General features: G+C 39.1%; 17 protein-coding genes. All 17 read right to left on the reverse strand.

Translation table 11 applies throughout. From position 1 onward, the window contains the following. Positions 1–21: 21 nt before the first annotated feature. On the reverse strand, positions 22–888 hold the full coding sequence (locus tag PVA17_RS03675; protein WP_274066918.1) for a phosphate propanoyltransferase: 867 nt from the start codon (positions 886–888) through the stop codon (positions 22–24). A 12-nt stretch (positions 889–900) separates the two neighbouring features. Further along, positions 901–1,491, reverse strand: a complete 591-nt coding sequence (gene pduL / locus PVA17_RS03680) for a phosphate propanoyltransferase (RefSeq protein WP_483307998.1) — start codon at positions 1,489–1,491, stop codon at positions 901–903. 352 nt (positions 1,492–1,843) lie between these two features. Beyond that, positions 1,844–2,032 (reverse strand): hypothetical protein, encoded by a 189-nt coding sequence (locus tag PVA17_RS03685; RefSeq protein ID WP_274066920.1) that lies wholly within the window; start codon positions 2,030–2,032, stop codon positions 1,844–1,846. Positions 2,033–2,239: 207 nt separating this feature from the next. Next, positions 2,240–2,518: a BMC domain-containing protein gene (locus PVA17_RS03690; RefSeq protein WP_053482447.1), complete on the reverse strand. Its 279-nt coding sequence runs from the start codon at positions 2,516–2,518 to the stop codon at positions 2,240–2,242. 16 nt (positions 2,519–2,534) lie between these two features. Beyond that, the gene (locus PVA17_RS03695; protein WP_274066921.1) at positions 2,535–4,025 is read right to left on the reverse strand and encodes an aldehyde dehydrogenase family protein; all 1,491 of its coding nucleotides are present in this window, start codon (positions 4,023–4,025) and stop codon (positions 2,535–2,537) included. A 15-nt stretch (positions 4,026–4,040) separates the two neighbouring features. Beyond that, positions 4,041–4,691: an ethanolamine utilization microcompartment protein EutL gene (gene eutL, locus PVA17_RS03700; protein WP_274066922.1), complete on the reverse strand. Its 651-nt coding sequence runs from the start codon at positions 4,689–4,691 to the stop codon at positions 4,041–4,043. A gap of 10 nt (positions 4,692–4,701) precedes the next feature. Then, positions 4,702–5,733, reverse strand: coding sequence for an ethanolamine ammonia-lyase subunit EutC (gene eutC / locus PVA17_RS03705; RefSeq protein ID WP_274066923.1), 1,032 nt, complete (start codon positions 5,731–5,733; stop codon positions 4,702–4,704). Positions 5,734–5,742: 9 nt separating this feature from the next. Then, positions 5,743–7,113 carry an ethanolamine ammonia-lyase subunit EutB gene (locus PVA17_RS03710; RefSeq protein WP_248718525.1) on the reverse strand — a complete coding sequence of 457 codons (1,371 nt, stop codon included), beginning with the start codon at positions 7,111–7,113 and terminating at the stop codon, positions 5,743–5,745. 5 nt (positions 7,114–7,118) lie between these two features. After that, positions 7,119–8,543 carry an ethanolamine ammonia-lyase reactivating factor EutA gene (locus PVA17_RS03715; RefSeq protein ID WP_274066924.1) on the reverse strand — a complete coding sequence of 475 codons (1,425 nt, stop codon included), beginning with the start codon at positions 8,541–8,543 and terminating at the stop codon, positions 7,119–7,121. 1 nt (position 8,544) lies between these two features. Beyond that, positions 8,545–9,063: a EutP/PduV family microcompartment system protein gene (locus tag PVA17_RS03720; protein ID WP_248718523.1), complete on the reverse strand. Its 519-nt coding sequence runs from the start codon at positions 9,061–9,063 to the stop codon at positions 8,545–8,547. 10 nt (positions 9,064–9,073) lie between these two features. Then, positions 9,074–9,415 carry an ethanolamine utilization microcompartment protein EutS gene (gene eutS, locus PVA17_RS03725; RefSeq protein WP_024363381.1) on the reverse strand — a complete coding sequence of 114 codons (342 nt, stop codon included), beginning with the start codon at positions 9,413–9,415 and terminating at the stop codon, positions 9,074–9,076. Further along, on the reverse strand, positions 9,412–10,674 hold the full coding sequence (gene eutH, locus PVA17_RS03730; RefSeq protein ID WP_274066925.1) for an ethanolamine utilization protein EutH: 1,263 nt from the start codon (positions 10,672–10,674) through the stop codon (positions 9,412–9,414). The genes eutS and eutH overlap by 4 nt, the downstream gene beginning before the upstream one ends. Positions 10,675–10,766: 92 nt before the next feature. Continuing rightward, complete coding sequence (locus PVA17_RS03735) at positions 10,767–11,345, reverse strand: ANTAR domain-containing response regulator (RefSeq protein ID WP_274066926.1); 579 nt, start codon at positions 11,343–11,345, stop codon at positions 10,767–10,769. Next, positions 11,338–12,768 (reverse strand): sensor histidine kinase, encoded by a 1,431-nt coding sequence (locus PVA17_RS03740; protein ID WP_274066927.1) that lies wholly within the window; start codon positions 12,766–12,768, stop codon positions 11,338–11,340. The genes PVA17_RS03735 and PVA17_RS03740 overlap by 8 nt, the downstream gene beginning before the upstream one ends. Positions 12,769–13,025: 257 nt before the next feature. After that, a complete protein-coding gene (locus PVA17_RS03745) occupies positions 13,026–14,933 on the reverse strand; it encodes an ATP-dependent DNA helicase (protein WP_274066928.1) in 1,908 nt (635 codons plus the stop codon). An 85-nt stretch (positions 14,934–15,018) separates the two neighbouring features. Then, positions 15,019–16,155, reverse strand: coding sequence for a THUMP domain-containing class I SAM-dependent RNA methyltransferase (locus PVA17_RS03750; protein ID WP_274066929.1), 1,137 nt, complete (start codon positions 16,153–16,155; stop codon positions 15,019–15,021). Positions 16,156–16,158: 3 nt separating this feature from the next. After that, the gene (locus tag PVA17_RS03755) at positions 16,159–17,898 is read right to left on the reverse strand and encodes a GGDEF domain-containing phosphodiesterase (protein ID WP_274066930.1); all 1,740 of its coding nucleotides are present in this window, start codon (positions 17,896–17,898) and stop codon (positions 16,159–16,161) included. Between the last annotated feature and the right edge of the window lie 248 nt (positions 17,899–18,146).

Raw genomic sequence — 18,146 nt, forward strand, 5'->3', positions numbered from 1 at the left:
TCACCTCTTTATGGACTATAATTAGTCAGCGCGAATTGTTAACGTCTTATTGAGCTCTCGTATTTTGTCATAAGCCAATGCCGTCACAATGGTTTTCTTCGGAACAACAATTTCCTGTGCTTCTATTTCAAGCACTTCTACTTGCGAAAGCAGTTTCTTATCAAATAGATAGCTTAACGGTTTTTCAGCTTGACTGGCGATTGGCGGAAGTTCTTTGACGTTTATTTTTTCCTTAGTTTGAGCATGGACAATTTCTGCGAATGCACCCTGTTGAATTAAACCTGCATTTGCCTCATCAGTATCGATATGCATCTCCAATCGATAACGCTCTGAAACACGAATCATTACATTTGATAAAATAATCGGTCTTATACCTTCTACTTTAATTTGTACCGATTGTCCGTCCACTACTTGGAACCGAGCACTGTCAGTCGGTGACATATGAATATGTGCTTGTGCTATAATGAGTCCCTCATTTAGCACGACACTGCCCTTTGGACCAATAAGTGTAACGGGGCTAGAGCCTTTAATATCTCCGGATACCCTTAAAGGTGGCTTAACCCCTAATTTCATCGCGTCTGTCCAACTAATTTCTACTTGAGATAATGAACGAGCTGGACCTAAAATGCGTACTCGTTCAATGGATCCCTTCGGACCAGCAATAACAACCGTTTCCTCAGCAGCAAACTGTCCTGGTTGTGAAAGCTCAAACTTAGGTGTTAATTGATAGTTTTCACCAAAAAGCTGCTCCACTTCCGTTTGAGCAAGATGTACATGTCGCGCTGATACACCGACAGGAATTTTTCCGTCATGATGAGAGGAAGGCTGATTTTTCAAAACTTGCTGTAACACTTCTTCAACAATTTTTTGGATTAAATTTTCCTGCATCTAACCTCCTCCTTATGTCAATGATCTGATAATTTTTCCTTCGGCTTGCTGTTCAATAAAGCCAGCATTTGCTTCATCTGTATCGATATGCATCTCTAAACTAAACTCGTTTGATACACGAACTACAACCCCACGAAATGTCACAGGTCGCTCACTATCAACTTCAACAGATACTAATTCATTATTTTGTACGTCCAATGCTAATGCATCTTTTTCTGTCATATGAATATGTGCCTGTGCAATAATGACTCCCTGCTTGATGATAATTTCTTGTTCTTGATTAATTAATTTGATGCCAGCTGAACTTTCGATATCACCCGATTGTCTCAAAGGAGGGGTTAATCCTAATTTCATTGCATCTGTTCGACTAATTTCCACCTGTGTCGCCGCTCTTACTGGACCTAATACACGAACATTGTGAAGAACACCTTTTGGTCCCTCAATAGAGACACGCTCTTTGGCTGCAAACTGCCCCGGCTGCGAAAGATCAAAATCCTTCGTTAGCGTCGCATTTGGACCAAAAAGTGCCTGCAAATCCTTTTCACTGACATGTATATGACGAGCTGAAATGGCCACAGGAAATGTTTTTGTTGCTGTATTCAAGTTAGCCACCTCTATATCTATTTCGCTATATTGTTATTGAAAATGAAGCAGGATGAAGCGCAACGCAATGTGTAACATCCTGCCCTTTCTTTTATGATGTTCTTTCCGTTGCTTTGACTTCCTTCCGTCACTCTGGGGATTCTTTCCGTCGCACCGAGGATTCTTTCCGTCGCTTTGACTTCTTTCCGTCACTCCGAGGATTCTTTCCGTCGCTTCGATCTTTCTATCCGTCGCTTTGACTTCCTTCCGTCACTCTGAGGATTCTTTCCGTCGCTTCGGTCTTTCTTTCCGTCGCTTCAGCTCTTCTTTCCGTCGCTTTGACTTCCTTCCGTCACTCCGAGGATTCTTTCCGTCACTCCGAGGATTCCTTCCGTCGCTTCAGCTCTTCTTTCCGTCGCTTCGGTCTTTCTTTCCGTCGCTTCGGCTCTTCCTTCCGTCGCTTTGACTTCTTTCCGTCACTCCGAGGATTCCTTCCGTCGCTTCGGCTCTGCTTTCCGTCGCTTCGGCTCTTCCTTCCGTCGCTTTGACTTCTTTCCGTCACTCCGAGGATTCCTTCCGTCGCTCCAGCTCTGCTTTCCGTCGCTTTGACTTCTTTCCGTCACTCCGTGGATTCTTTCCGTCGCTCCGTGGATTCTTTCCGTCGCTTCGGTCTTTCTATCCGTCGCTTCAGCTCTTCTTTCCGTCGCTTCGACTTCCTTCCGTCACTTCGACCCTTCTATCCGTCGCCCTTGTCCGGAACGACATAAAATTAAGCCTCTGCTTTTGGTAAAATTAATTCTAATTCATGGTGTGGGCGTGGGATTACATGAACTGATAGAAGTTCTCCAACACGTTGGGCCGCTGCTGCACCTGCATCAGTAGCTGCTTTTACTGCGCCTACATCACCACGAACTAATACAGTGACAATACCGCCACCAACATGTACTTTTCCTACTAAATTAACACTAGCAGCCTTCACCATTGCATCTGCTGCTTCAATTGCTCCTACTAAACCTTTTGTTTCTACCATTCCTAATGCTGTACTCATTTGTCATTCCTCCAAATTATTTATTTTGTAATGTTATTTGTTTTAATACTTGATCAACAATTTGTTGAACTACTGCTGTATCCAAAGATGGATCTTGTGCCTTGATATTGTCTACTACTGGTTTTGCTAAAAATTCTGGTTTTGGCACTTCTACATCTTTAATGCCATAAGCCATGCGTTTAATATTCAATAAATGTCTCGCTGTAATGTTATCGGACGTAATATTGCCACCAAAAGTACCACACCCTAATGTAAAGGATGGGGCCAATCCAGTAGTTCCACCAACTGCGCCGATGGATGATAATGTATTAACAACAATTCTAGACACCGGTAATTCCACTGAAAACTGCTCAGCTAAAGCTGTATTTTCTGTATGAATCGAGCATGTATGCCCGCGTCCACCTATGTTGAGTAAATCAATCATTACTTGTTTTGCCTCTGTACTGTCCTCGACAGTGTATAACGCAAATATCGGTGATAGTTTTTCCAGTGAAAATGGAATGTTCTTGCCAATCATCGTTTCCATACCAACTAGGACTTTTGTATCTTCCGGCACGGTAATACCGATAGAATCTGCTAAGCAAGCTGCTGACTTCCCTACAATTTGAGGATTTACCTTCCCAGGGACTGGAGAAATCAGCTTCTCCATCTTCACCTTCTCTTCATCACTCAAAATATAAGCATTATTTTTCTTAAGCTCCGTTAACACTTGCTCTGCGATGACTTTATCTACGATAATTGATTGTTCTGTAGCACAAATTGTGCCGTTATCAAAAGACTTACTTTGCACAAGCTGGCGAACGGATTTGGATATATTCGCCGATTTTTCAATGTAAGCTGGAACATTTCCTGGTCCTACACCGTAAGCAGGTTTGCCCGAACTATAGGCTGCTTTTACTAGAGCACCGCCACCAGTCGCTAAAATTAAGTGAATATCTGGGTGCTTCATTAATTGCTGCGTAGCTTCCATAGAAGACATTGTTAAACAATGTAGCAATCCAGCAGGTGCTCCAGCTTGTTCTGCAGCTACTCTACAAATCTCTAAAGCTTCCTTTGTACAATCGACCGCATATGGGTGTGGGCTCAGTACGAGACCATTTCTAGTTTTCAATGAGATAAGTGTTTTGAAGATTGCTGTTGATGTTGGATTTGTCGTTGGTACGATGCCAGCGATGACTCCAAACGGACTAGCAATCTCTGTCACTTTCTTCATTCGATCGAAACCAACGACACCAACAGTCTTTAAATCTTTAATATCTTCATAAACATCTCTAGAGGCTACCTCATTTTTCATTTTTTTATGATTAGGTATGCCCATCCCTGTTTCCTGAACGGCCATATTTGCCAAACGTTCTGCCTCTTTAAATGCAGCATCTGCAACAGCCTTTACGATATGATCTACTTGCTGCTGTGAATACTGCATGTAAGCAGCCTGGGCAATATTGGCATGTCTCACCGCGTCTCTCATTTCTTGAATTGCTAATAAATCTTTATCTAGTGTGGCCACTAAAGCCCCTCCTTTCTAAACAACTGGGTTTCTCGCTAAATTTTCAATAGCTTCTCTAAAAGCATTTGCAGCAGCTTGGCAGGAAGATTGGCTCCCACTTAATAAACCGCCACCGAAATTGGTTTCAGATGGTGGACCAAAGAAAACCTTTAGTTCTACATCTGCCGCCTTTAATGCTGCATCTAAACCGACTACAGCCTCAAGGGGCGGTGCTATTAAATAAGCAAGGGCTGTTCCAACCTTAACGTTGGCTAGCTCAGCCAGATACGTACCACAGCTCGCTACAGTATGTGCAAAAAGAGCGTGGCTTTCATTTTGAAGAATGGCTTCAAAATACGTATCAAACTGAATTTTCTGCTGAATCGCATCTAAACCACTGCGTATTTCATCCGGCGAGCTACCAGCAATGATGCCAATGACCTCACCAGATAATGGCCCAGATGCATGTGCCGCTCCAGCATAAAAGCTTTTCGCATAAACAACATCAACATCTGCTTTTTTCGTAGCCTCGTCCAACGCTACATATCCAACATCATCTATTGTTAGCGTTACGAGGCCAATGCTATTGTGATATGGCTTTAAAGCTAATTGCTCTGCTAATTCATTATTCACTCTTGGAATGATTTGCATGGCCAAAATTTCTGCCATAAGTTTTTGAGGATTCATTGTTTGCCCCCTAACCTTCTTTTGCCACAAGACCTACTCCACTTGCCTTGTAATGCAATATTTTTTGAACGACCGTTCCTAAATAAGCACCTGCCTCTAATGGCGGGATACCACCTTTATGAATGTTCGAAACGACCATTCGATCAGCTTCTACTGTGCCAATTCTAGGTTGATAGCATATATAGGCACTCATAGACTCAGCAGATACAAGTCCAGGGCGCTCACCGATTAAATAAACGATCACTTCTGCTTGTAAAAGCTCCCCAATTTCATCCATAAGAGCAACACGCCCTTTATCAATATAGAACGTAGTTCCTATTTCAATATTTAAATTGCGGAGACTTTGCTGTAATGCTAAGTAAACGTCTTGCACATTTTCTTCAATCGCACTTGCACTTAATCCGTTAGAAATAATGATTTGTACTTTTGGATTTTTTGTACATTTAGCTTGAATAAGTGTCTTTGCTTCTTCTGATAAACGACGACCTAAATCCGGTCTAGTAATGTATTCTTCTTTATCTGATACTCTTGTTGTTACTTGAAAGACTTCAAGCTTTTGTAGTAGCTCTTCTGTCACTTCTCCATATACCGCATCTACTGCCGCTGCATGATCAAGTCGGAACTGTAGCCAAGTTTTTGTTTTAGGCCTTGTCCCAGCTCTGCCAACACCAATCCTTGCTGGTGTATGCTTTTTTGCAGCTTGAACACTTTCAGACACTTTATCCTCTTCAAATTTAAATTCTGTGATAGGTACTGACGTATAAGTCGATTCATCATTACTTGCGCTGTAATACGATTGTTCATCATTACTTGATTCAGTATGATAAAGCTTAATTAATGGTTCAATTGATTGTTCTATTATGCTTGGGCTTGCTACTTCATCAGTACCATTAGCATTAGCTACCGTATTGTGAAACTTAATAAGTGTTTCCTTTTGGTTTTCTGTTGGCGCAGCTGTGTCATGAGAAGACTTTTCTGACGCATTATTGCCCATCTTTTCCATAACGAGCTGTGTAATCATCGATACTAATTGTTCATTCAATGGATTCACCTACCTTTCAAATATAGATAAATCGCCGGCTCTTGCAGATAGACGACCATTTTCATAGATGCCCATTTTTTCTAACCACGCTAGATATTCAGGAGCTGGTTTTTTACCAAACGTTTGAAGTAATGTTGCGACATCATGGAAGCTCATGGACTGATAGTTCAGCATGACATCGTCGCCCATAGCGGCAGCGATAATAAAGTTGACACCAGCTGCTGTTAGCAAAACACTTAAATCTTCAATATCATTTTGGTCTGCCTTAATATGGTTTGTGTAACAAATATCTACGCCCATTGGGAGACCGTGCATTTTACCCATGAAATGATCTTCAAGGCCAGCACGTATTACCTGTTTGTTGTTGTATAAATACTCAGGTCCAATAAAGCCAACAACCGTGTTCACAATATACGGATTAAAATGTCTAGCAAAGCCGTAATTGCGCGATTCAAGTGTTACTTGGTCAATACCCATATGGGCCTCAGCAGATAACTCCGAACCTTGTCCTGTTTCAAAATAGAATAAGTTCGGGCCTGTTCCTGTTCCGTGCTTTTTCACAAGCTCTTCTGCTTCTCTTATTAGGTCAGCAGAAATGCCGAACGAGCGATTGGCAATTTCCGTTCCAGCAATACTTTGGAAAATCATATCGGCTGGCGCCCCTTGTTTAATGGCTTTCATCTGTGTTGTAATATGTGCTAACACACAGTTTTGTGTAGGAATTGACCAATCATTGATAAACTCCTTTGTGGCATGCAATACTTTTTTTACACTTTCAACTGAGTCATCAACTGGGTTAATACCTATGACTGCATCGCCAATGCCATAGGACAATCCTTCTTTTAAGGAGGCAATAATACCGTCGATATTGTCTGTTGGATGATTTGGCTGCAATCTCGAGGAAAGTGTGCCCTTTTGCCCAATCGTAATATTGCAAGTCGACAGTATTTCTACTTTATTGGCAGCATGGACAAGATCTAAGTTGGACATTAGCTTTGTTACGGCCGCAATAATTTCTGAATTCATGCCCTTGCTTAAGCGTTTTAATTCCCGATCGCCTGTTTCATTGGATAAAATATATTCTCTTAGTTGTTCGATACGCCAGTTTTTAATTTCTTCATAAATTTGCTCATTAATATCACCTTCAATAATGCGTGATACTTCATCATTTTCAGAAGGAACTAATGGATTTTCTCTTATATCCTTCACTAGTAGCTCACTTAAAACGGCCTTGGCCGCAATTCGTTGCTGTACAGATTCAGCCGCAATCCCCGCTAGCTGATCTCCTGATTTTTCTTCATTGGCCTTAGCCATTACATCCTTTAATGACTTAAAATTATATTTTTCTCCACCAAATATCACCGATAGATTCACATTCATCCTCCTTACTTTGAGTGGAAAGCAAGTGTTTTTACAACGATTGGGACAACACCTGACGGTAGCACTTGCCCAATGTCAATATAATCACCTGTTTCTACTTTGATTTGATCGATGCAAATGATAGGAACTGTTTGATTGATCGCTTGTATCGTTTGCCCAATAACTTTTGCATAATCTGATTGAATGACTATGATAATTGGTATTTCCTTGGAGCTTCTCGTCGCTAAATGCTTCAAAATAGCCTCACATAATACACGAACATCCTGAAAGCTTAAATATGGTAACTGACTAAAATAGAGTGCAAACGGCGAGCGATTCTCCTTGGTAGAAAATAGAGCATCGGCTCGTTCAATGGCTTTTTTCACCGCATCGTCGAATTCTTTGCTGTGCGTATCTATATGGCAATTGAAAACAGGTACATTTTTTAAAGGTAATACTTCCGCATCTACTTGAATCGTTGCACCACTGATCTCAGTTGTTTGCGTCCCCGCACCCGTCACTGTTGCCCTTGCTGTTTCCTCAGGTTTTAGCCACAAAAAGGATTGTAGCTGTTCATGCTCTAAAAGCTTTTTTGCCAACCTTTCACCGATATCATCATACTGACGATTTGTACATTCATTTTCATAAATACAGGCGGCTACCCCACCGGAAAAAACGAGTGCATCAATCGGATTATCCCAAGTTGGCAAATGTCCTAGCAATAAAGGATGCCGTTCGTCTGTTAATTGTCCGCTTAGCGTCATCGCTACGATATCCGCCATTTCTTGGATTAATTGTGTAACACGTACATCCTCTGCTGAATCACCAACCTTTAATGGCTTCGGCCATCTCTCCATTAGTTTCATAATGGGTGGAGAAATCGATTGGACAAGGCCATTCTGAAATTCTATAAGTCTTCCACCGACATGCAATGTACACGTACCCATTACTTCGCCAAACTGCATTACCGCAATATTTGCAGTACCACCGCCGATATCGATGTTAGCGATAACTTTGGCAGTATTTTTTGATTGCTGTAATGTACCTGCTCCTTTTGCTGCAATGATGCCTTCTAAATCGGGTCCAGCAGTAGCAACTAAAAAGTGCCCGGCTGTATCTGCTATCGCATGAACAACCTCGCTGGCATTTTCCTTCGTGGCAGATTCGCCTGTAATAATAATGGCACCTGTTGAAATATTTGCTGGTGCAATTTGGGCCAATTGATATTGCTGAAAAATAAATTGCTCGATTTTTTCCATATCGATAATTTCTTTATTGATAAACGGTGTTTTAATAATAGGACTTTGATGGAGAACTGTTTTTTCAATAATTTCTATTCGGGGCACATGCGTTAAACCTGCAACGTTTTTCAATAGAAAACTACTGACCACCATCTTTGTTGTACTTGTACCAATATCAATGCCTGCACTATAAATTTTTTCTGTCTTCAACTTACTCTCCCCTCTCGCCACTTAAGGGACAATACATGAGATAAGGACTGTCACGATCCTTTACAAACTGACGAATTTCTTCGTCAGAATGGAGCTGAATAAGTGGCGCAATAAACTCAATACCAAGCTTTTGCCACGAAGAGGTTTTCACAATCGGACCATGCGTCATGACATTTTGTAATAACGCTTTTGCTCTTTCTACATCTGCATGTGGTGCATCAATTTTTGTGATAACACCAATTTGGTATTTAGGAATTCCTAAGCTAAATTGCGGAGGAAAAACACTCTTTGATGAGGTGGCATCCTGCAAATAAATCACATGTGTCACTTCAAGCGATGTTGCCATAATGTTTCTGTAATACATCGGATTTTCTATATATTCTCCGGGTGTATCGACTATCCAGTCATCATAAACAAGCGCCTGTGTTTTATTGGCTTGTCTATCTTTCCCCAATAACGCATTCATCAGCGTCGACTTACCTGCTTGCACACCACCTATAATCATTACTCGATTTTTCATATGGCACATCCTATGACTTCGTTATTTTTGATGGCGTATACCCTAGCATCTCTGATAGAAAACGATTAATCTCTAACATCGCCATTTCAACCTCGGATACACTTCCAACAATAACGAGACTGCCAGTAAATCGATCTAGAAATCCTAGTTTTACATTGGCTGCCTTTGTCGCTAAATCTCCTGCGATAATAACCGTCTCACTCGGTGTACATGTCATGATGCCCAGTGCACCTGCTTCTTGAATGCCCAGCTTTTGAAACATATCAGGATCAGGATTTGCTATTAGATGACTCAATGTTAGTTGCTTACCTGGTACAAATTCTTGAATAAACCGTTTCTTTTCTTCACTCACACGTCATCACCTCTTTCAACATTGTTATCTGTTAAATATTCACCTTCTTTAATAATGCCTGCCTTGCGATCCTCTTGTTCTAGTCTTAGAGCCGTTGGAACAGATAGCTTGTAAGCTAAAATAATAGCGATCACACCAGCTAAAAACTTACCAGCAATAACAGGTAAAATAATTGTCGGCTGGAAATTAGCCGTAAACGATAAATGGTCTCCTAGAAGGAATGCTGAACACACTCCAAAGGCAATGTTAATAACCTTATCTTTAGGTGGCATATATCGAACGAGTGTAAACATGGCTAAAATATTAGCAATTGTCGCTAAAATACCTGCGCTTCCTACAGATGATAAGCCTAATTTCCCACCTACTGCTTCTAAAGGTTTCGATGCATATTTTCTAATTAAGTACACCATCGGGAATGCTCCCGCTAACATAATACCGATATACCCAGCAGTTTCTAATGCCCGGAATTGATCGACTTTATCTGCCATGATTGGATCAAAGCCCCATGCACCGAAAATCTTTGTAAAAATACCTGTGAAAATTTCTACAATCGAGAACACTAGTACTAGTTTGATAGCAGCATCCATCACGCGTCCAAAAATCATGAAGCCTTTGATCATGCCGTTTGGAACTAGCTTGAGACCTAACGCGATTAATACTACGAAAATAAATAAAGGCAATAAATTGATTAATATTTGTAAAACTGAAATGGCAAAAACATATGTTGGTTCCGCTGTTGTACTAATCACTTCACGTACATCTGTATTAAATGTCACAATCATGATGGAAGAAATAAATGCTCCAATCGGAATTGTTAAAACCCCCGCCATAATACCTAAAGCCATATATTTATGATCTCGCTTATCTAACATGGCAAGTCCCATCGGAATAGAGAACACGATTGTTGCGCCAGACATAAATCCGACAACTAGAGCCATCACCCATCCTTCATACGACTCTTTTAATGCATTCGCTAATTGGTATCCTCCCATGTCCGAAGCTAAAATCGTCGTTGCTGCAATAGCTGGATCAGCACCAATCATTTCAAAAATCGGACTAATAAAATGACTTATAAACCACGTTAAGTAAGGTATAGCAGCCATGATCCCTGCAGCAGGTACAAAAATATGTCCAACCGTATGAATACCATTCATAAACTCTTTCCCGATTCCATATTCAGCATCTCGAATTGCTCCGATTGCTCCTAAAACTGCACAAATCATAATAATATAAACGATAACCGTTCCTATCATTGCCATCCTTCTCATCACCCCTTTAGTTTTGCTAAAAAATTTTGTTATTATAAAAAAAAGACGCATTAAAGAGGAAATCTCTTTAAAGCGTCTTTGCTTTAACTATTTACTTGTAATGAATTGATAATGCGCCTTGCAATAAGCACCATTTCCTGTTGAGTCTGCATACTCTCATTGCGAATTTTTTTATAAGCCTCGTCCTCACTAAGGTTTTCTGACTGCATGAGCAAACCTTTTGCTCGTTCGATTATTTTTCGCTTTTCTATTTCTGTTTGTTTATGCAGCAATTCCCCGTTTAAGCGGTTGAACTTATCAATCTGGTGAAATGCCACCTCCAACGCCGGAAGGACATTCTTCTCAGAAAACGGTTTCATAACATAGCCTAAAATATTGTCCTGCTTCATGTACAGTAACAATTCTTTTTCACTATAAGCTGATATAAATAGGACCGGTATACCGAGTTGCTGTTCAATAATTTTGCTTGCCTTTAAACCATCCAGCTTTGGCATTTTAATGTCCATTAAAATTAACTGTGGCTTATGTGTAAAAGCCAACTCAATGGCTGATTCTCCATTATTTGCTTGCGCTACCACTTCGTAGCCGTTATCCTCTAGCATAAACTTCAAATCAATTGCAATAAGCGACTCATCTTCGACAATCATAACTTTCCTAGTCATTTAAGATAAATACCTCCTCACTTACAGGGAACTGAATATGAGTATGTGTACCTTGTTCGCTAGGGATAATTGAAAATGTGCCAGCTAAATCATATTCAACAAGCCTTGTAATAATCTCCATTCCAAATGATGCTTTCACCTCTTGCATTCCAACGCCGTTGTCAGAAATATAAAGTGAAATAGAAAAAGCATCCTGTTGAAATTGAATATCGATTGTACCCTCCTCACGACCAATAAAAGCATATTTCAGTGCATTTTGCAGTAGCTCACAAATGATTAATGCGAGCGAAACAGCTTTTTTAGCATGACAAAATAACTGTACATTATCGTCATGAAAGGTTAATTGAATAGATGATGTGTTGGATGTCCCAACCATTTTATGTCCAATTTTTTTAGACAATGCGATAACGTCTACTTTCTCTTCAGCGTTATCTTCATTTTCTAAAATAAGTTCATAAACAGATGAAATACTATATATTCGGTTTAATGCCTCTTGAAATGCACTTGCACTAGAAGCTGACAAGTCATTTCTCATTTGCAGCCGCAATAGACTTGTAACGGTCTGTAAATTATTTTTCACACGGTGGTGAATTTCTCGTATAGCAAATGTTTTCATCATTAGTTCATTTTCTTTCAGCTTTAGCTCTGTAAGATCGTGAATAATGAGGAGTGTCACTTTATCGTTTTGATCACGAATAGGAATTTTCTTTACAATAAAGGATTTACGATCAATCGTAATTTCTAAGAAAAAGACATCATCGCCTTTATCATAGACCTCCTGTAAAAAAGGTAAAATCTTATTCAATGCAACATTGTCAAAACGTTCTAGCCCTGATAGTTCCGATATAAATCGGTGACCCGCAGGATTGCTATAGATCACTTTGTTTTCATGATTTGTGAGAATAATGGATTCTACGAGCAAATCAGAAACTACTGGAATCGGTTGAGAATTTGGCTCAACAATATGCTCAATTAATGCAAAAGGCATATGTCGAAAATCATCTATTGGTGTTGTTTGCACTTCCACCTTTTTTTCCTGGATTAACACTGCAATCACCTGTTGTTGGTCATTAAAGAGAGGGACAACGTTTTGTTCAACCGTTATACCTTCCTGTGTGATTGCCCGAGTAATTGATGATTTTTCTTTATTTTTAAACGCAGCAAATACTGCTGGTTCGAAGCTTTCAAATACAAATTTGCCAATTACAGATTTTTCGTATAAGCCACTTTTTGTTTTTGGGAAAGCCTCTGCCACTACAATTGCATGTGGTAAGTTTTCCAGCATACAATCTATGAACATATAACAATCTGTCAACTCAGCATAATACGATAATGTAGCTTCTATTTCTATTAACTTTTCTACATCTGTTGCAGACAAGCTCGTATATTTTTGGCACACCGATTGAATGTTCGACAGGCTCAACCCCCCTATCACGGAATAACCAAATGTTGATTTTGATTATTCTTAAAATTTCTTGTCATCATTATAAACCTTTTGCAAAATTATTTTCAATATAAAAAATAATTTATTTTAATAATTTTCGTTGCATTACAAAGAACTATATAGCTTAAAAGAGAAATATTCAACACTTTTTTCAACTTCATCATTATCTTGCGATAGAAATATTATTTTAATATACAAAAAAAGCGAGCTTGCATCAGATGCAAACTCGCTTTTTTCTACTTAATTTCTGGTGTAACGGCTAATATATTTTCAAATGTTTCACGTTGCTTTGCTTCTTCTTCATTTAACAAAATATGAATATCTCCATGATCGTTGGAAGTACGAATTAAACGCCCCATTCCTTGCTGTAAACGAAGTTGCATAAACGGTAATTCCACTTCTTCATATGGATTTTCAGCAAATGTACGTTTCGCATCAAATAATGGATCATGTGGAGGGAAAGGCAAATCATAAATAATAACTCGTGTTAATGCCTCCTCTGGCAAATCTAGACCTTCCCATAAATGATAGGAGCATAATGTTTTGATCGTGCCTTCTTGGAAATCACGCACAATTCCAGATAGTTCACGGTCCCCCTCAAACGCTACATACATCCGTTCCATAAGAGGTAACTCTGCTTTGAAATCTAACATCGCTTGTTTTGATTTAAATAAAATTAATGTTTTTTCTCCGTCACGTAATAGCTGTTGAACACGTGCCGTTTTCCCTTTTTGTGATAGCTCATGTAAATAAATTCGCATAACTTCTTCATAATCGAATGGTGATGGAACAGAAAATGATTGATAATCACGGATTCCTAAGCTATAAGCAATATAAGAAAAATCTTTGTTGACAGATAATGTTGCTGAAGAGAATATTATTGGAAGTTTTTTAGAGAATAATTTTTCTGCTAAAACTTCTGTGATGAGGCGCGGCATAATTACGAGCGTTTCCTCTCCATCAGTTTCCTCTAACCAATCGACTGCATCTCCCTGCGCTATGAAAATACGTAAGGATGCCTCGTATTGTTCTAAATACTCCTCTGCCATATTTAATTCATATTCTGGAATCATATACATTTCAGATTCAAAGACAAATTCCTCGAGTAATGTTTCAACATCAGCAATAAGCTGTTTACCGTATTTCAATAAATTGGGCGATTTATTAATACGTTTACGCTCTTCTTCAGAAGCTACTAGATCATCTCGTAGCTGGTCAAAAAATAACTCATGGTCATCTTGTAATTTTTCCATCGCATATAATGTACGTTCTCGCACACCATCTACCATTAAACGCTCTAACAATGTAACAATTGTTGTCGCCTGCACTTTATACGTCATTGCTTTTTGTGCGGCATATTCTAATAAATGGCCTTCATCTAGCACCATCATTGACACTTCAGGCAATAAAGCTAATTGCCCTTCACGTTCACGAGATTCCTTTGTAGCTAAATGTTCCATTAAAAAATCTTGTGAACAAATAATGAGATCCGCCGATTTACGATAATGTGCACGATGTAATGTTTGACCACATCGATTACGTAGGTCACATACAGAACACTGCATAATCGAGTTGTAGTTTACTTTTTGCCAATCTTCATCACTGACTGTTGGATAATCACTACGCTCACCATAAGGTTGTATAGCAATCATCGAGCCCTGTGCATATACGCCATCAGGTATAGAAAACGCAATATCGTCGATCCATTCATCGGACACCACTTTTTCCGCTTCCTCAAAACGCTTTAAACATAAATATTGATCTCGTGACTTTGCTAAGCGAACATCAATTTCAAGACCTAATGTTTTTTGTAGCTTATAAATATCGCCGCCCTCTTTTACTAGCTGATCGATTAATGTTTCATCAGCACATGCGATCAGGGCTGGTTTTCCAGTATAACGTGCATAGGATACAGCTGGTAGTAAATAGGCAATTGTTTTTCCAGTTCCTACACCTGCCTCAGCAAAAAGCACGTTTTTCTCTTTTAGAGCTTGCTCAATTTGATATGCCATAAAAATTTGTTCATCACGGCATTCAAAGCCCTTTTCTGGTAATTCATCGTAAAGGACGTCCCCCATCCAGTCACCTAATGACTCAAAAAATGAGCGGTCCTTCGTTAATACAAATGGTAAAGATTTACGCAATTGACGTTCCCCCTCTAACTATCTGCTCCTATTATACGCGACGAAACGGAAGATAAGAAAAAATCTTATCTTCCGTTACCGTTTGTTAATCTCTTTTAGACTTTTGTCCCCAGAACTGGTAATAATTTGTTTCAATAAAGCCATTGAATAATTTACGCTTCTTCGTCGATTGACGACCGTACAATTCCTCAAAGTTTTTCATTGAAGACAGCATGTATACAGACCAAGTCGGATAGTTTTTCATGACTTTTCCTAAATCACGAATGACCTGTTCCACGACTTCGATGTCACCAATACGCTCTCCGTATGGTGGATTACCAATCATAACACCATCTGTTAGCTGTGTTGTAAAATCACGTGCTTGCATTTGCTTGAACGTAATCATATCACCAAAGCCCGCTTCTAATGCATTTTCTTGTGCAATACTCACCATACGATGATCTATATCAGACCCGATAATTTCTAATGGCTGATCGTAGTTCGCTAAGCTATCCGCTTCATCTCGCACTGCATCCCAAATTTTTGCCTTCATCCATGGCCAATTCTCTGAAATAAATTCACGATTATAGCCTGGTGCAATATTTTGGCCAAACATCGCCGCTTCTAATGCAATTGTCCCTGAACCACAAAATGGATCAACAAATGGTCGATTCGGATTCCACTTTGAAATTTGTACAAGTGCCGCTGCTAATGTTTCTTTTAATGGTGCTTCGCCCTGTGCTTGACGATAACCACGCTTATGCAAGCCAGCACCCGAAGTATCAATAGTAAGTGTCGCCACATCTTTTAAAATTGAAACTTCTATTTTATACGTTGCACCTGATTCATCTAAAAATCCTAAACGCTTGTAATGTTGTTTCATGCGCTCTACAATTGCTTTTTTAGTAATTGCCTGACAATCGGGTACACTAAATAATTTGGATTTAACAGATTTCCCCGATACCGGGAAAGCTGCATCGACTGGTAAGTATTTTTCCCAAGGTAGCGCTTTTACACTTTCAAATAATTGTTCAAAAGATTTAGCAGGGAACTGTCCTACAACGATTTTTACTCGGTCAGCTACACGTAGCCATAAGTTTGTCCGTGCAATGGCCGTTTCGTCACCATCAAAATACACTTTGCCGTTATCGACTGTTGTTTCATATCCTAATGCCTGTACCTCTTGTGCTACAATCGACTCTAGTCCCATTGCTGCAGTTGCTACTAATTTATAGTTTGCCATACACTAATTCCTTCCTTGATGTTCAATTTCCCAATACTCCATAAACTCAATAAGTTCGTGAAGTGGCAACGGTTTGCTGTAATAATAACCTTGAATTATATCACAGTTCATTTTACGTAGTATATCCACTTGTTGTGCTTGTTCTACACCTTCAGCAACAACTTTCATTTTTAGACGATGCGACATTTGAATAATTGCATCCACTACAGCCTGTTTTTCATCGAGTGAGCCAATATGCTGAATAAAGCTTCGGTCGATTTTTAAATAATCCAGGGGGAAGCGCACCAAATAACTAAGGGATGAATAACCTGTCCCAAAATCATCAATAGAAATTTTAAAGCCCATTTTCTTCAGTTGTACAAGTTTGCTAACCGTTTCATTGGCACTGTTCATCACAGTACGTTCTGTAACTTCGATTTCAAAATTGTTAGCAGGCGTGTTATAACGCTCTAATATTGACTGAACAGAGTCTAAAAAGTTTTGTTGCTTAAAGTGAATACTTGAAATATTAATAGCAATTGGCGTTTTGTAGCCACATTGACGCATCTCTATAACTGCCTCACAAGCTTTTTCTATGATCACTTCACTTAAAGGAATGATTAACCCTGTTTCCTCAGCATACGGAATAAATTCTGCTGGAGAAACAAATCCCAGTCTTTCACTATTCCAACGAACAAGTGCCTCTAACCCTTGAATTTCATCATTTTCCATAGATACTTTAGGTTGGAAGTGCAGATCAAATTCCCGGTTTTCGATTGCTCTTCGTAGTTCTGAATCTAATAATAAAACACGCTGAGAGTCAGTCTTCAATTCATCAAAATAAAAAGCATAGTCGTTAAGGCCATTCTTTTTTGAATATGTCATTGCCTTGTCAGCACAATGAATCAATTGCTCCGTTACTTCACCATCTAATGGATACATACTAATACCAATACTCGTAGAAATAAAAATATCTTGACCATTAATATCCAAAGGTTGTTCAATAATCCCAATAATTTGTTCAGCAAAATTTGCGGCTTCTTTGGCATTCTTCACGTTTGTTAACGTTATAATAAATTCGTCACCGCCATATCTAGCAATGATATCTTTATTTTTCAATAATGTTTTTAAGCGCTTTGCCACTTCTACTAGAATGGTATCTCCGACCGCATGACCTAACGTATCATTAATATGCTTAAATCGATCTAAATCTAAAAAATAGACTGCATGCTGTACTGAATGAGAAATAGTAGAAGTTGATTCTAGTAGATTATCCATTCTTTCAATATATGCAAATCGATTTGATACTTCCGTTAATGAGTCCGTTAATAAACGCTTTTCTAGTTCATTTTCTACTATTTTTCTCTCAGACAAATCTGTGAAAATGCCACAGTAATTTGTAATTTCTCCTTCATCATTGGTTATACCAACAATTGTTAACCATTCTGGATATACGTCTCCTGTTTTACGACGATTCCATATTTCCCCCTGCCAATTGCCTTCTTGTCGTATCTTTTGCCACATATCTAAATAAAATTGCAATTCGTGAACACCTGACTGTAGAACCGCTGGCGTTTTTCCAATCACTTCATTACGCTTATAGCCGGTAACAAATTCAAATGCAGGATTGACCAATTCTATTCTTTTCTCTTTATCCGTAATCATAATGCCTTCAGATACATTTTCGAAGATTTTTGTCATTAAAGCAGTAGGATATTTGGAAATCGAATTTAGCTTCTCCAGACTATCGTTCACTCCGTTCATGTTTCCGCTCCATCCTATCTCTCTTTACTACCCTTATTTTTCAGAAAAGCGCTTTTGCGTCAGTCTACTCGTATGTAGACAATATGTACATCGTTGCGATAATAGTTTATTAGATGTTTATGTTTTGAATCGTAGGGACAGGGGCATGACCAATAGTGTACAGCCTTATTCTCAAACGTATATCGCGCATGTCTAGACATGATTAACAAGTAACTTTTTCTTACTGTATTCAAAAGAAAAGCTCTCCA

Origin of the sequence: Lysinibacillus sp. CNPSo 3705 (assembly GCF_028674935.1) — a bacterium.
GTDB lineage: Bacteria > Bacillota > Bacilli > Bacillales_A > Planococcaceae > Lysinibacillus.